Annotated in this window: 12 protein-coding genes; 6 read left to right on the top strand and 6 right to left on the bottom strand. The window is 36.8% G+C overall.

Going from position 1 to position 14,544, the window contains the following annotated elements:
• Window positions 1–5: 5 nt before the first annotated feature.
• Complete coding sequence (locus FNN08_RS07450; protein ID WP_143584098.1) at window positions 6–335, bottom strand: phage holin family protein; 330 nt, start codon at window positions 333–335, stop codon at window positions 6–8.
• 72 nt (window positions 336–407) lie between these two features.
• On the opposite strand from FNN08_RS07450, the gene rdgC reads away from it, so the two are divergent.
• The 5 genes from rdgC to FNN08_RS07425 all read left to right on the top strand — a co-directional run bounded on the left by rdgC (window position 408) and on the right by FNN08_RS07425 (window position 4,345).
• Entirely contained in the window at window positions 408–1,325 is a 918-nt protein-coding gene (gene rdgC, locus FNN08_RS07445) for a recombination-associated protein RdgC (RefSeq protein WP_143584096.1), read from the top strand.
• A gap of 213 nt (window positions 1,326–1,538) precedes the next feature.
• Window positions 1,539–2,942, top strand: coding sequence for a tRNA 5-hydroxyuridine modification protein YegQ (gene yegQ / locus FNN08_RS07440; protein WP_143584094.1), 1,404 nt, complete (start codon window positions 1,539–1,541; stop codon window positions 2,940–2,942).
• 31 nt (window positions 2,943–2,973) lie between these two features.
• A complete protein-coding gene (locus tag FNN08_RS07435) occupies window positions 2,974–3,228 on the top strand; it encodes a YfhL family 4Fe-4S dicluster ferredoxin (RefSeq protein ID WP_143584092.1) in 255 nt (84 codons plus the stop codon).
• Window positions 3,229–3,288: 60 nt separating this feature from the next.
• Window positions 3,289–3,870 carry a TMEM165/GDT1 family protein gene (locus tag FNN08_RS07430; RefSeq protein ID WP_143584090.1) on the top strand — a complete coding sequence of 194 codons (582 nt, stop codon included), beginning with the start codon at window positions 3,289–3,291 and terminating at the stop codon, window positions 3,868–3,870.
• 103 nt (window positions 3,871–3,973) lie between these two features.
• The gene (locus FNN08_RS07425; protein ID WP_185962586.1) at window positions 3,974–4,345 is read left to right on the top strand and encodes a ribosome recycling factor family protein; all 372 of its coding nucleotides are present in this window, start codon (window positions 3,974–3,976) and stop codon (window positions 4,343–4,345) included.
• A gap of 23 nt (window positions 4,346–4,368) precedes the next feature.
• Here FNN08_RS07425 and arsJ read toward each other — a convergent pair whose 3' ends face one another.
• From arsJ to ettA, 5 genes are all read right to left on the bottom strand, one after another.
• Window positions 4,369–5,580: an organoarsenical effux MFS transporter ArsJ gene (arsJ, locus tag FNN08_RS07420; protein ID WP_143584086.1), complete on the bottom strand. Its 1,212-nt coding sequence runs from the start codon at window positions 5,578–5,580 to the stop codon at window positions 4,369–4,371.
• Between the two features lie 27 nt (window positions 5,581–5,607).
• Window positions 5,608–6,618, bottom strand: coding sequence for an ArsJ-associated glyceraldehyde-3-phosphate dehydrogenase (locus tag FNN08_RS07415; protein ID WP_143584084.1), 1,011 nt, complete (start codon window positions 6,616–6,618; stop codon window positions 5,608–5,610).
• A 23-nt stretch (window positions 6,619–6,641) separates the two neighbouring features.
• Window positions 6,642–6,989, bottom strand: coding sequence for a metalloregulator ArsR/SmtB family transcription factor (locus FNN08_RS07410; RefSeq protein WP_143584082.1), 348 nt, complete (start codon window positions 6,987–6,989; stop codon window positions 6,642–6,644).
• A 164-nt stretch (window positions 6,990–7,153) separates the two neighbouring features.
• Window positions 7,154–9,187: a M13 family metallopeptidase gene (locus FNN08_RS07405; RefSeq protein ID WP_143584080.1), complete on the bottom strand. Its 2,034-nt coding sequence runs from the start codon at window positions 9,185–9,187 to the stop codon at window positions 7,154–7,156.
• A gap of 543 nt (window positions 9,188–9,730) precedes the next feature.
• Window positions 9,731–11,407 (bottom strand): energy-dependent translational throttle protein EttA, encoded by a 1,677-nt coding sequence (gene ettA / locus FNN08_RS07400; RefSeq protein ID WP_143584078.1) that lies wholly within the window; start codon window positions 11,405–11,407, stop codon window positions 9,731–9,733.
• A 225-nt stretch (window positions 11,408–11,632) separates the two neighbouring features.
• Between ettA and FNN08_RS07395 the strand changes: the two genes are divergently transcribed.
• Window positions 11,633–14,446, top strand: a complete 2,814-nt coding sequence (locus FNN08_RS07395; protein ID WP_143584076.1) for an ATP-binding protein — start codon at window positions 11,633–11,635, stop codon at window positions 14,444–14,446.
• Window positions 14,447–14,544: the final 98 nt, after the last annotated feature.

The following is a 14,544-nucleotide window of genomic DNA, read 5'->3' as shown; positions in this document are numbered from 1 at the left end:
CATAATTAAATAAAAATCACCGTTAAAATCAAATTGATTAATGAAATAATCAATGAGGCAAAAAATGTGGTTTTTAGGTCTCTAATTTCAAAGTCTTCGAGTAATTGGTCAGTAAGCCATAATAAAAATGCATTTAAAACAAAGACAAACAAACCAAATGTAATCACAATTAATGGCATCGAGATAATGACTAATAACCACCATAATAATAAGTCGGCAATACTGTAAACTACTGCCACACCTATAGCGGCAATAAAGCCCTTTAATCTTATTCCATCAATTAACTTAGAAACTATAAAAATAGATATACTTAATAGTATTAACTTCGTTATCATGCCTGTCCTATAAAAATTATTTTCTGAACAATCAACATACCTACTTTTATGTGTAGGGCAAGGAAATTCACCATGTGGTTTAAAAATTTATACATTTTCTCTTTTACTCGTCCTTTTACTACATCAGAAGAAGAGTTAGAAACAGCATTACAAGAGCACGTATTTGCACCATGTGGCAAAACAGAAATGTCACGTTTTGGCTTCTCATCGGCACTTGGCAAACATGGCGACCGACTAGTTCATCAAGCCAATGGTTGTATGGTGATGAATGCTCGTAAAGAAGAAAAAATATTACCGGCATCTGTTGTTAAAGAGCAACTTGAAGAGAAAATTTCTCAGCTTGAACACGAGCATAGCCGTAAAGCAACGAAGAAAGAAAAAGAACAATTCAAAGAAGATATTACCTTTGAATTATTACCGCGAGCGTTTACTCGCACCAGTGATATTCAAGCTTATATTTGCCCAGAAGAAAACATTATTGTGGTTAATACTAGTGCTCGTGGTAAAGCAGAAGACTTCTTAGCGTTATTAAGAAAATGTTTAGGTAGCTTACCTGTTACTAGTTTTGTACCAGATGCTGGCGCTGAAACTATCATGACCAGCTGGTTGTTAGAGCAAACATTACCTGAATCTTACACCATAGGTTTCGAAGGTGAATTAAAGGCCATGGGTGATGATGCAGCGGTACTTCGTTGTAAAAACCAAGATTTATTATCGGACGAAATCTTAGCGCACTTAGGTGAAAAACAAGTTGTTAAAATTGCTTTTGATTGGGACCAGACTTTATCATGCGTGTTATGTGACGACTTAAGTGTTAAGCGTGTTAAGTTCCATGACAGCGTGTATGAGCAAAACGAAGATATTCCTAATGACGATATGATCGTTAAAATCGATGCTGATATTACGCTTATGACGGCAGAGGTGAATCGCTTTATCACTGACATGTTAAAACAGTTTGGTTTAACGACTCGTTCATACTTAGAAGAATAAAATCGATAAGCGCTTAGGTTAAATAATTGTTTAATCTAAGCGTCTTTTTATAATTTCATCGCTTTGTTTTTATTGATATTGAGCAATAAATCGTAAAAAACACTTCCTTTTGTACACTTTATAACAGTTGTTAACTGTATGTGTATTGAACCTTTAGCGCCTAGCCATTAAAATACCGCACTTTTAAAATTCCCTAAACAGGATTGGTATTTTATGTATACACCAGAATTATTATCTCCAGCTGGCAGCCTTAAAAACATGCGTTATGCATTTGCATACGGTGCAGATGCCGTTTATGCCGGCCAGCCTCGTTATAGCCTGCGTGTACGTAATAATGAATTCAATCTTGCTAATTTAGAAATTGGTATCAACGAAGCTCATGCCTTAGGTAAGAAGCTTTACGTGGTAAGCAATATTTCTCCGCACAACTCTAAATTAAAAACTTACTTAAAAGACATTGAGCCGGTTATTGCGATGAAGCCTGATGCGCTTATTATGAGCGATCCAGGTTTAATCATGATGATCCGCGAAGCTTACCCTGATATGCCTATTCATTTATCAGTACAAGCTAATGCGGTTAACTGGGCTACGGTTAAGTTTTGGCACCAGCAAGGTGTTGAACGCGTAATTTTATCGCGTGAATTATCTCTTGATGAAATCGAAGAAATTCGCATGCGTGTCCCAGAAATGGAAATTGAAGTTTTCGTTCATGGCGCACTTTGTATGGCTTATTCTGGCCGTTGTTTACTATCTGGCTACATTAATAAACGCGATCCAAACCAAGGTACTTGTACTAACTCTTGTCGTTGGTCTTACAATGCTCATGAGGCTAAAGAAGATGAGCACGGTGAAATTATTGCAGTAGCACCACAACAACCAATTGTTGGCAGCGAAGAGCCTGAAATCTGGATCCCAGAACAAGCTAAGGTTGAACAACCACCAACTGATGAAGTGTTCTTACTACAAGAGCAAGGGCGTCCAGGTGAATACATGCCTGCATTTGAAGATGAGCATGGTACTTACATCATGAACTCAAAAGATTTACGTGCTATTGAGCATGTCGAGCGCTTAATTAAAATGGGTGTGCATTCATTAAAAATTGAAGGCCGTACTAAATCTTTCTACTACTGTGCTCGTACTGCGCAAATATATAAGCAAGCCATGAACGATGCACTTGCAGGTAAGAGCTTTAACGAAGAATTAAAAGGCAACCTTGAACACTTAGCAAGCCGTGGTTATACCGAAGGCTTCTTAGCTCGTCACCGCCATGACCACTTACAAAACTACGAATACGGCTATTCTAAGTCTGATAGCCAGCAATTTGTTGGTGAAGTCCTAGGCAAAACTGAAGATGGTTTAATTGAAATTGACGTTAAGAATAAATTCTTAACTGGCGACTCAATTGAGTTAATGACGCCTCAAGGTAACGTAAGCTTTGTACTTGAGTACATGCAAAACCGTAAAGGTGAAGAAGTTACAGATGCTAAAGGCTCGGGTCATATCGTACAAATCAAACTCGATACCGAGTACGATTTAGAATACGGTATTATCATGCGTTACTTAAATGAAGGTGAGAATACTCGTCATCCATTTGCTCAAAACCAAGCTAACGCTTAGTTGCTAATAACGTACAAGGGCAAAAATAACCATGGCATTAATCATATTAGACAATTGCATCAACTGTGACATGTGCGATCCAGAATGTCCAAACCTAGCGATCACCCTAGGTGAGGAGATTTATGAAATCGACCCTGACAAATGTACAGAATGTGTTGGTCATTATGAAAAGCCACAATGTGTTATTGCTTGCCCTATAGACTGTATTAAACCTGACCCAAATCATGTAGAGTCAGAAGAAGACTTGCTGGTGAAGTGTTTTGAAATGCACGGCGTACCAGAATAAATATCAAGGTGTCAGACACCTTGATACAAATAAATAAACAATTTAAAAACTCGATTATCAATGTCAGAACCTCTTATCTCCTCAACTTTATTTACGTTTCTCTTAGTTTTTCTTGCCGAAATCGGCGATAAGAGCCAAATCGTTTGTATGTCTTTAGCTTCAAGATATAAAGCATCACAAGTATTTTTCGGGGCTATTGCTGCCTTTGTCTTACTTAATGGGGCTGCTGTTATTTTGGGAGCAAGCCTTACCCAATTTATTCCAACTCATATAATGACTGCGATTGCTAGTGGGGTGTTTTTTATCTTTGGTATTCAAGCTCTCTTAGCAAAGCCTGAAACCGATGATGAAGACAATAGCAGCATTGGCAAAAGTATATTTATTAGTACTCTATTGATTATTGTCGTTGCTGAATTTGGCGATAAAACCCAACTTGCAGTTGCTACGTTAAGTACTACAGAAAATCCTTTTGGAGTTTGGTCTGGCGCAAGTTTAGCATTAATTGCAACGACTGCATTAGGCGTATATATAGGTCAGCGTTGGCTAACTAAGCTAAATCCTAATGTAATTAATAAATTAAGCGGAAGCTTATTTATACTCTTTGCAGTGATCATGCTAATTAGCTTAATCCGTATGATTTAATCTTGCTTAAAATATATGCAATTACTTAGCCTAGGGGCTTTATTGTTTGCTGATAATTGTTAAAATATCTAATTGATTTATTTTTCGTGAGTTAAGGTCTATTTTGTCGTCAGTTCGTCATATATTATTACCATCATTTTTACGCAAAGCACTGCGAGCTTATGAGCTCAAAAGCTTAGTGCGAGAAAGTGGTTGTGAGTTATGCAGAATAGGGCGTTCACGTAACTGGCGTTTATCAGCTACTCGCGAACAAATGACTAAGATCATCGAATTGGTAAGGGCTAGCGAAGAGCCAACGTGGCAATGGATAGTTAAATTGCTCGAACAACAACGAGGCGATCTTACCCAAGCTGAAATTATGAATTTTGTGGTGCGAAACCCAGATATAACAGTGAACGAGTTAGTGATACTAGCTGACTGTACCATTGCCGAAGCGCGTAAAGCTATTGACGCTTATGAGTTTCAAGATTTCTAACCGGCTATAGTTTATAGCTTAGTTTAATTATTCGCAGTATCAGGAAGCTTTATTGAAATAATTGCAGTTATTACAATAAAAAATGCAGAGATCCATAAACACATCCCTAAACCATATTGTTGAAATACCCAGCCAGATAACACAGTACCAATTAATCTTCCCATTGCATTTGCCATGTAATAAAAGCCGACATCAAGCGATACACCATCACCTCTAGCGTAATTAACTATTAAGTAGCTATGTAAAGATGAATTGACCGCAAATATAGCGCCAAAGGCTAATAGACCTATAATTAATGACTCTTTCACATAAAAGCCTGTAGTGACAGCAAGGGCTATTAGAGCTGGAATAATAGCTAAATAACATGCCCAAAGTAGTGCGGATTTCCCCGAAGGCACCTTACCTTGCTTTTTTCCGGTTAAGTAGGGTGCAAATGATTGTACAAAGCCGTAGCCTATAACCCAAATTGCCATAAAACCACCAACCCACCAGTGATCCCAGTTAAAGCTAGCGGCTAGAAATACGGGCAGGGCAACGACAAACCAAACATCTCGAGAGGCAAATAAAAACATACGCGCTGCTGATAAGATATTAATCGCCGGACTTTTTGAAAATATTTCATTAAACTTAGGCTTACTTTTCGCCTTACCTAAATCTTCTTTAAGAGCGTATAAGCTAAATAACCAAACCGCTGCTAGCATGGCGGCCATAGCTAAAACAGCACCTTTAAATTCTAGTAAGGTAAGTAGTAAACCTCCTAAGAAGAATCCTACCCCTTTTAGGGCATTTTTAGAGCCAGTTAATACAGCAACCCATTGATATAGTTTGCCTTGAGCATCTTCAGGTACCAGTAATTTAATTGAGCTTTTAGCGCTCATTTTATTTAAATCTTTGGCTATGCCCGATAAAGCTTGTGCAGCCATTACATACATTATTGTCAGGTATTGGCTTGATACACTAAGCATGATTAAAGCAACGATTTGCAGGGCCAAACCAATATTCATGGTTTTATTTAAACCAAGTCGAGCGCCTAACCAACCACCAACTAAGTTGGTTACTACGCCAAATATTTCATAAAACAAAAATAGTAAAGCAATGTTAAGCGGGCTGTACCCTAATTGGTGAAAGTACAACACAACCAACATGCGCAGCGCGCCGTCAGTTAAGGTAAAAGCCCAATAATTACCAGTGATAATTAAATATTGTTTAATTTGTGGTGATAACTGACTTAACATAACTAACTTTTACTCGTTTTAAATATTTTAAGCTTTATCAGCTCGGCCAACCATACGAGCAAGCTCTGCAGTACGGTTTGCATAACCCCATTCGTTGTCATACCACACATAAAGTTTTACTTGGGTGTCATTAACTACCATAGTTGAAAGGGCATCAACAATGCTTGAGCGTGGATCGGTTTTATAATCGATAGAGACAAGCGGTCTAGTTTCAAAACCTAAAATGCCATCTAGTTCATTCTCTGCAGCACTTTTAAGTAACTCATTTACTTCTTCTATGCTAGTTGCACGTTCAACTTCAAACACACAATCAGTTAATGAGGCGTTAGCTAAGGGGATACGAATAGCATGGCCATTTAACTTACCTTGTAATTCTGGAAAAATATGAGTAATAGCCGTTGCTGAGCCAGTAGTTGTTGGGATTAAACTCATGCCACAGGCTCGAGCTCTGCGTAAATCTTTGTGGGGCGCATCCAAAATAGTTTGCGTATTGGTTATGTCGTGAATAGTGGTCATTGAGCCATGCTTTATGCCAAGCTTTTCATGAATAACTTTAACTACAGGCGCTAAACAGTTGGTAGTACAAGAGGCTGCAGTAACAATAGGGTGAATGTCTTTATTATATAAGTGCTCATTTACACCTAACACCACATTTAAAATACCATCTTCTTTAACCGGGGCTGTAACAACTACTCGCTTAACGCCTTGTTCTGTATAGCCTTGTAATAAAGCTTTGGTTTTAATTTTACCTGATGCTTCAATAACCACATCACACTTTGACCAATCGGTATCTTCGGTTTTAATATTTTGTGTACATGGGATCACTTTGCCATTGATTAGCATGTCTGAACCTTGAGCTGTAGCTTCGTGATGCCAGCGACCATGCACTGAATCAAAAGTCATTAAATGCGCAAGTGTAGCAGCGTCGCCAGCAGGGTCATTAATATGGACAATTTCTACATCATCCCAATCAAATGCTGCGCGCATTGATAAACGTCCCATACGGCCAAAACCGTTTATGCCAATTTTAATAGTCATTATCTTTCCTTTATTCTTTAAGTTTAATTACAGCAGGCTTTTACGCGCTCAGGTCGCTCACCCATTTGCTGTAATAAGTTAATATTATTTTCTAAAAATTCTTTATTTTCATCGGTGCTCGTTGTAATAATCGACTTAGCCCAAGAGGGAAGGTTAGGGTTGATCTGGTAATATACCCATTGCCTGTGTTTTCGATCGGTTAGCACTCCTGCTTTTTTCAGCAGAGCTAAATGACGAGATATCTTAGGCTGACTAACACTTAGTGCGCTTGTTAATTCACAAACACAAAGCTCAGATTCAAGTTCAATTAACATCAGGGTCTTTAAACGAGTATCATCTGCAAGGCATTTAAAAAATTGCGTAGGATCCATTTGTCACCATAAGTAAATATATATGAAATTTATTATATATGCTTTTTCGTATATTGTTAGGCTGATTTGTTAAGTTTTTACTTTTATTTGTTAACTCTATGAATATTAATAAAAAAAGCCGTAAATAAATTACGGCATTTCTTAATATTATTACCTTGATGTATCTACCAAATTTTAACGCGATCTTTTTCGCTTAAATAAAGCGCGTCGTTTGCGTCAACAGCAAAAGCATTGTAAAACTCAGGTACATTGCTCACTGTTCCATTGACTCTAAACTTAGCAGGGGAGTGAGGATCAGTACCAACTTGCTGACGCAGAACTTCTTCTCGCTGAACTTTACGCCAAGATTGTGCCCAACCTATAAGTACTCGTTGTTCGCCAGTAAATCCATCTAACACAGGTGCAGATTTGCCTTTAAGAGATAATTTATAGGCTTTCATTGCAATACTTAAACCGCCTAAATCGCCAATGTTTTCACCTAAAGTAAAAGTACCGTTAACGTTTAAATCAGGGAACACTTCAAACGAGTCATATTGCGCGATAAGAGCAGAGGTACGCTCTTTAAATTTAGATTTATCATTTGATGTCCACCAATCTCTTAACACGCCATCACCATCAAATGTTGAGCCTGCATCGTCAAAACCATGACCTATTTCGTGGCCGATCACAGCACCGATACCACCATAATTAGTAGCGTTTTCAACCGTTAGATCAAAAAATGGTGGTTGTAAAATAGCGGCAGGAAACACTATTTCGTTTAATGGTGGGTTGTAATAAGCATTAACCGTTTGCGGATTCATCGCCCATTCTGTTCTATCTACTGGCTGATTTTGTTTATCTAAGGCTTGTTGGTAAAGAACCAAAGCTGAACGCTGTCTGTTACCAAAATAATCATCTGCATCTATAGTTAGTTGTGAATAATCTCGCCACTTATCTGGATAACCAATTTTAGGGGTAAATTTAGATAATTTATCCAGAGCTTGTACTTTAGTTTCATCGCTCATCCAATCTAATTCTTTAATGCTTTGCTCGTAAGCAAGAAGTAAATAATCAACCATTTCTAGCATTTTGGCTTTTGCTTCAGGTGAAAAATGACGTTTAACATAAACCTTACCTATCACCTCCCCTAAGTCTTGGTTAACTACAGATACGGCTCGGCGCCACATAGGTCTTTGTTCTTTTGCCCCATATAAGGTTTTTACATTAAACTCGAAATTTTGTTGATCTAAGGCTGCATTTAAACGGGTTGCATTGGTAGCAACTGCTTGCCATTTTAAATAGACTTTCCAATCATCAATGCTGGTGCTCTTGATCACATGATTTAATGCTTTCATATAATCTATTTGCGTTATTACTAATCCATCAATACCAGCAAAACCAGTTTCATTTAAATAATCCTGCCAAGGAAAGTCAGGCATAATGGTATTTAAATCAGCTAAAGGAATTTTATTGTAAAGCGCGACCATATCTCGTGTTTTTTCTTTTGCTAAGTGAGATTTAGCTAGAGAGAGTTCGAGGTTATAAATTAATTGAGCAGATTGCTTTGGTTGAGCTAAGCCAGCTAATTCATGCATTTTTTCAAGATGAATAAGGTATTTATCGCGTAGTTGTTGTGATTTTTCGCCTTCTTTAAAATAATATTCTTTATCGGGTAAGCCAAGGCCCGCTTGCCAAGTGTAAATCATATAAGTATTGGGATTCTTTAAATCCACGTACTGACCTAAAGAGAATGGTTGGTTGTAGCCTAATTTATTTGAGCTAGCAAAATATACCGCTAAATCAGTATGATTGTTAATTGCATCAATTTGTGCAAAAACAGGCTGTAGAGGTTTCATACCAAGCTGGTTACGCTTCTCCATATTCAAATAAGAATTGTATAAATCGCCAACCTTTTGTTCATCACTGCCTTTAGCAAACCCTCCTTTTGAAGACTCATCAATAATTAATCTAACATCTTCTTGAGCTTTGTCACTTAACTCCTGTCCTATACCAATACTTGCTTTATCATCTGGAATTTTCGCCGATGCCATCCATTTACCGTTTACATAAGCATTAAAATCATCGCCTGGTTTGATACTTGTATCCATATTTTCTTTAAATACACCAGATGCAAGAGTCGATTTTTCATTTTCATCCGCAGAGTTTGTACAGGCAGCTAGCCCAAACATAACTAAGCAGGGGATTATTAGTTTTTTCATTTTGTTTTCCTGAATAATTGCTAGCCAGCTTTTAATTAAGTATTTATTTTTTAAAATTGGCATTATAATTTTTATGTACGTAATCAATATAGACGATAGTTTTTAAGCTGCCACTTATCATTTATAAACTTGCTAAAAAGTAATTAATAATCAGCATGATAGAAAGGTTAGACAAAAGTAGGCTTTGATGAAACTTTAATTGATTTAGTTGCTTCAGAAATAGATTTAATTTGCGTAGGTAATAACAATGGATAAGAAAGACGTTAAAACATTAGGTGTAGGTATCCTACTAGTGATCATCGGGCTGGCTGTAATAGGTTTCGGTAAACAATTCGCACGAGGACTCATGCTTTGATCTTTAATAGTTTAATTATCTGATTTTTAGACCTGTGCCCCACATTGCAATCATTCATGCTGACTAACTGAACACATTGAAGCGTCAATTTTCTAATGACTAAAATAAAATAGTTTTATTTTAAGCAAAATAAAACGCCATTGTTGAAAACAATGGCGTTTTTAATCTCTAATACCTAGTCTCTAGCTCTAAGCCGTAATACGCTTGTACTTAATGCGATGCGGCTCAGTGGCCTGCGGCCCTAAGGTTTTCTTCAGCCATTCTTCGTATTCAGTAAAGTTACCTTCAAAGAAGTTTACTTGCCCTTCATCACGATAATCAATGATGTGAGTAGCAATACGGTCTAAGAACCAACGGTCATGTGAAATAACCATGGCACAACCAGGGAATTCTAAAATTGCTTCTTCCAGTGCACGTAATGTTTCAATATCCAAGTCATTGGTAGGCTCATCGAGAAGAATTACGTTACCACCAGTTTTAACTAGTTTAGCTAAATGTACTCGGTTACGTTCACCACCGGATAACTGGCCGATAATTTTTTGCTGGTCTGTACCTTTAAAATTAAAGCGGCTTACATAAGCACGGCTTGGAATTTCATAATTACCAATGGCAATAATATCGGCACCTTCTGAGATTTCTTGATAAACTGTTGCGTTGTCATCCATATCGTCACGGAACTGGTCAACGCTGGCAAGTTGCACGGTATCACCAATAGTTACAGTACCTGAATCTGGTGATTCAGCCCCTGATAGCATTTTAAATAATGTTGATTTACCTGCGCCGTTCGCACCGATGATACCAACGATAGCGCCTTTTGGAATTGAAAAGCTTAAATCATCAATTAATACGCGTTCACCATAAGCCTTGGTAATATTTTCAACATCAATTACCTTGTCACCTAAACGAGGCCCAGGTGGGATATATAGCTCGTTAGTTTCGTTACGCTTTTGATTTTCATTGCTTGATAACTCTTCAAATCTGGCCATACGAGCTTTAGATTTCGCTTGGCGACCTTTCGGGTTAGAACGAACCCAGTCAAGCTCTTGCTTAATGGTTTTAGCTAATGCGTTTTCTTGACGTTTCTCTTGTTCTAAACGAGCATCTTTTTGCTCAAGCCAAGAAGTATAGTTACCTTCATAAGGAATACCTTCACCACGGTCTAGCTCTAAGATCCAGCCGGCAACATTATCAAGGAAGTATCTATCATGGGTAATTGCCACAACAGTGCCAGGGTAGTCATGTAAGAAGCGCTCTAACCAAGCAACAGATTCTGCATCTAAATGGTTAGTTGGTTCATCAAGTAATAACATGTCTGGCTTTTCAAGTAATAATCGACATAAAGCTACACGACGGCGTTCACCACCAGAAAGCACTTTAACTTTTTGATCCCATGCAGGTAATCGTAGAGCATCAGCTGCACGCTCTAAAACATTATCAATGTTATGGCCATCTTGAGTTTCAATAATCGCTTCTAACTCGCCTTGCTCTTTAGCAAGCGCATCAAAGTCAGCACCTTCTTCAGCGTACTCCATATAAACAGTGTCAAGACGGGCTAACGCGTTTTTAACTTCACTTACCGCTTGCTCAACACATTCACGTACCGTTGCTTCTTCATCAAGTTGTGGCTCTTGTGGTAAGTAACCTACTTTTGTGCCCGAAAGTAGCTTTGCTTCGCCTTCAAACTCAGTATCAACACCGGCCATAATGCGAAGTAATGATGATTTACCTGAGCCATTTAAACCTAAAACACCAATTTTAGCGCCAGGAAAAAATGAAATTGAAATGTCTTTTAAAATTGTACGTTTTGGAGGAACCACTTTAGATACGCGGTTCATTGAATAGATAAATTTATCTGGCAATGCCATATGTATGAAACCTTTCTGGTTAGCTTTATAATTGCCTAATATTTTAGGTTAAAAATACACTATTAAGCAAACGGATTTAAGTATTTTCCCTGATCCACAAATAATTATTGAATATTAATTTATTTGTAACTGTTACTCTTAAAATATTATTGTTAATTTTGATAAATTATTGTTTAATAAAACTAATTAAATAAAAAATAGTTAATATAAGGATACCTCTAGAATATGCGATTCTGCTTAGCTATTTTATGTTTAACATTATCCTTTGCTAATTTTAGTTTAGCTAGTGCAAGCTCCGTTGAATCCGTCATATCACAAGCCAAAAACCTATCTGATAAACAACAAGGTATTGCCAACTTACAAACTTATTTAACTGAGCAAAAACTTACTGCTCGTGAACAAGTTCAATTATTACAGGCTATTGCTAGCCTGTTTGCAGATGAAAGTTCGTTAAAAGATGCAATAGCCACTCTGAAGCAAGCTAAAGAAATCTCTATTACCCATGATTTTAAAAAGTCTGCTGCAGAAATTAGCAAGCTTATTGGTATATATAGTTATTTTAAAGGCGAGCATCAACAAGCATTAGATGCCTATCAGTTTTCATTAAACTATTATGTCGATGTTGATATCCCTATTAAACAAGCGCATTTATACAATAATATTGGTTTAGTTTATGACAGTATGGGCAAGCCTCTATTTACGCTAGAGGTTTATGAAAAAGCATCAAAAATTTACCATGAACACGGCAGTGAAGAAGATCAAATTGATATCCGCTTTAATATTGCAGGCTTATACTTATCATTAAAAGGTTACAGAAAATCAATTGAAATATTAGAGGAAGTGGTTTTAGTTAGAACGAAACTAAAAAATTATTATGGTCTTGCGCAGGCTCATAACCACCTTGGCTTGGCGTATAAAAATATTGGTGAATATAAACTCAGTGAACAATACACACTAAAGGCTTTAGATTACTTTACTGAGCACGGGCATGATTCTGATGCTGCAATCGAATTAAATAGTTTAGCTTCATTAAATAATGAATTATCTAAGCCTGCTTTAGCTAAACGTTATGCAATGCGTTCAATTGAACTTAGTGATGCCGAAGGTTTTGAAGATTTAAAAGCCTACGGTTTGGCGCAATTAGCAAAAGCGCATTTTCAGTTAGGTGAGATTGAGTTGGCGTCTATAGCAATAACTGAATCTGATCTGATTGGAAAAAGTTTAAATCACGATAAAATTTTGCACCAAAACTTGATTGTTCATACCCTAATTGAAACCTCCAAACTTAATACCAAACAAGCATTTGCCACGTTATACAAATATCAAAACGAACAAAACGTGCTAGAAGGTAAAAACTTATCGGAAGCGTTTTTAAAGCTAGAGTCGCAGCAATTAAACCAAAAGATTTCGCAATTAAAGCAGCAAACTGAACTCCTTGCTTTACAGGCTGAAGAGGAAAAAACACAACAAAATTTCATTGTCGTTATTACTATTTTTACTTTAGTCATAATATTCCTTTTTTATCGTCGTAATAAAGCTCGCCTATATCATGAGCAGCTAGAGTCAAAAGTTAAAGATAGAACCAAAGAACTTGAAATTGTCGCTCAGCAACTGAAAATAGCCAGTAAAGTTAAAAGCCAATTTTTAGCTAATATGAGTCATGAAATCCGTACACCGTTAACCTCAATACTCGGGCAATCTGAAGCGATTGTGCTTGGTGAGGTAGAGGCGGATAATTTAAGTGAAGAAGTTAAAATAATTCATAAAAACAGCCAACATTTATTGCAGCTAGTTAATGACATCCTAGATTTAAGCAAGATAGAAGCGGGCAAATTAGAGTTAAATCCAGAGATGGTTAAGTTAGGCACTATAACTGATGAGCTGGTTAATATGTTTAACTACAGAGCGAAACAAAAAGGCTTAAAATTTACTATTCAAAACCAGCTCGATTCGCCATTTTATTTTTACGCTGACAGCTTACGTTTAACCCAAGTACTAATTAATTTTTGTTCTAATGCAATAAAGTTTACCGAGCAAGGAGATGTTACTTTAACCATATCTAAGCGAGATGATAATTTAGTATTCTCGGTAAAAGATACTGGTATTGGCATGAATACAAAGCAGGTAAAGCAAGTATTTGATTGCTTTACCCAAGCTGATAGTAGTGTAAATCGTCGATTTGGCGGGACCGGCTTAGGTTTATTTTTATCATCAAATATTGCTGACTTAATGAAAGCAGACATTGAAGTTGAAAGCTCGTTAGGAGAGGGCAGCACTTTTTCTTTTATTTTACCTTTAAAAAGTCTTAACCAACTTTCATCGGTTGATGCTGATGAGTGCCCTGATACATTTAACACTGATAATTTAACCTTTACAGGCAAGATATTAATTGTTGATGATCACAGCGATATTTTAAGGTTAATTAAACACCTTTTACAAAAACTTGGTTTAAATGTTATTGCTAGCAATAACGCTAAAGATGCTGTTAGCCTTGCCGTTAAAGAGCAGCCACAAGTAATTTTATTAGATATACAAATGCCAGAAATAGGCGGTGTAGAAACGCTTGCCATGTTGAGAGAGCAGGGCTGTAATCAACCAACTTATGCCCTCACGGCTAATGCTATGGCGCATGAAGTAAAAAGTTATTTAGCCCAGGGATTTGCGGGGTATCTACAAAAACCTATAAATAGAGCTAACTTTATTACGATGTTAAAACAGCATTTTGAAGTAATAGAGTCGGAACAATTAGCCAAAGCAAAAAACAATGAAGGCCAAGTTGACTTCTCTGATTTAATTACCACATTTAAAAGTAATTTAACCCAAGATAAAGTTAAGTTAGAAACTTATATTAATGAACTTGATTATCAAAACCTTGAGATTGAGGTACATAAAATAGCAGGGGCTGCAGGTATGTTTGGTTTTGCCGAGCTTTCTAAGCGAGCGATAGAGCTTGAATCTTTGTTAAAATCAAAAAGCTATACATCATTTGATAATGCCTCAGAAAAGTTTATAGCCGAAATAACTGCAGTGGTTGTTTAATATTTTATTCGTCAGCATGATATTCATTCGAAACAGATGCTTTTCTAAATTGATACATCATTTAATTAGTTAAAACACTAAACCTACATAGCATATTT

Source organism: Thalassomonas sp. M1454, from assembly GCF_007097525.1.
Taxonomy (GTDB): domain Bacteria; phylum Pseudomonadota; class Gammaproteobacteria; order Enterobacterales; family Alteromonadaceae; genus Thalassotalea_A.
The sequence above is the reverse complement of the archived record's forward strand: the minus strand, read 5'-3'. Positions and strand labels throughout refer to the sequence as shown.

Coding starts and splice junctions, on each gene's coding strand:
- yegQ (WP_143584094.1), top strand. CDS start 1,539: ATGTATACACCAGAATTATTATCTCCAGCTGGCAGCCTTAAAAACATG.
- FNN08_RS07435 (WP_143584092.1), top strand. CDS start 2,974: ATGGCATTAATCATATTAGACAATTGCATCAACTGTGACATGTGCGAT.
- FNN08_RS07450 (WP_143584098.1), bottom strand. CDS start 335: ATGATAACGAAGTTAATACTATTAAGTATATCTATTTTTATAGTTTCT.
- arsJ (WP_143584086.1), bottom strand. CDS start 5,580: ATGTTAAGTCAGTTATCACCACAAATTAAACAATATTTAATTATCACT.
- FNN08_RS07410 (WP_143584082.1), bottom strand. CDS start 6,989: ATGGATCCTACGCAATTTTTTAAATGCCTTGCAGATGATACTCGTTTA.
- FNN08_RS07395 (WP_143584076.1), top strand. CDS start 11,633: ATGCGATTCTGCTTAGCTATTTTATGTTTAACATTATCCTTTGCTAAT.
- FNN08_RS07415 (WP_143584084.1), bottom strand. CDS start 6,618: ATGACTATTAAAATTGGCATAAACGGTTTTGGCCGTATGGGACGTTTA.
- FNN08_RS07405 (WP_143584080.1), bottom strand. CDS start 9,187: ATGAAAAAACTAATAATCCCCTGCTTAGTTATGTTTGGGCTAGCTGCC.
- ettA (WP_143584078.1), bottom strand. CDS start 11,407: ATGGCATTGCCAGATAAATTTATCTATTCAATGAACCGCGTATCTAAA.
- FNN08_RS07430 (WP_143584090.1), top strand. CDS start 3,289: ATGTCAGAACCTCTTATCTCCTCAACTTTATTTACGTTTCTCTTAGTT.
- rdgC (WP_143584096.1), top strand. CDS start 408: ATGTGGTTTAAAAATTTATACATTTTCTCTTTTACTCGTCCTTTTACT.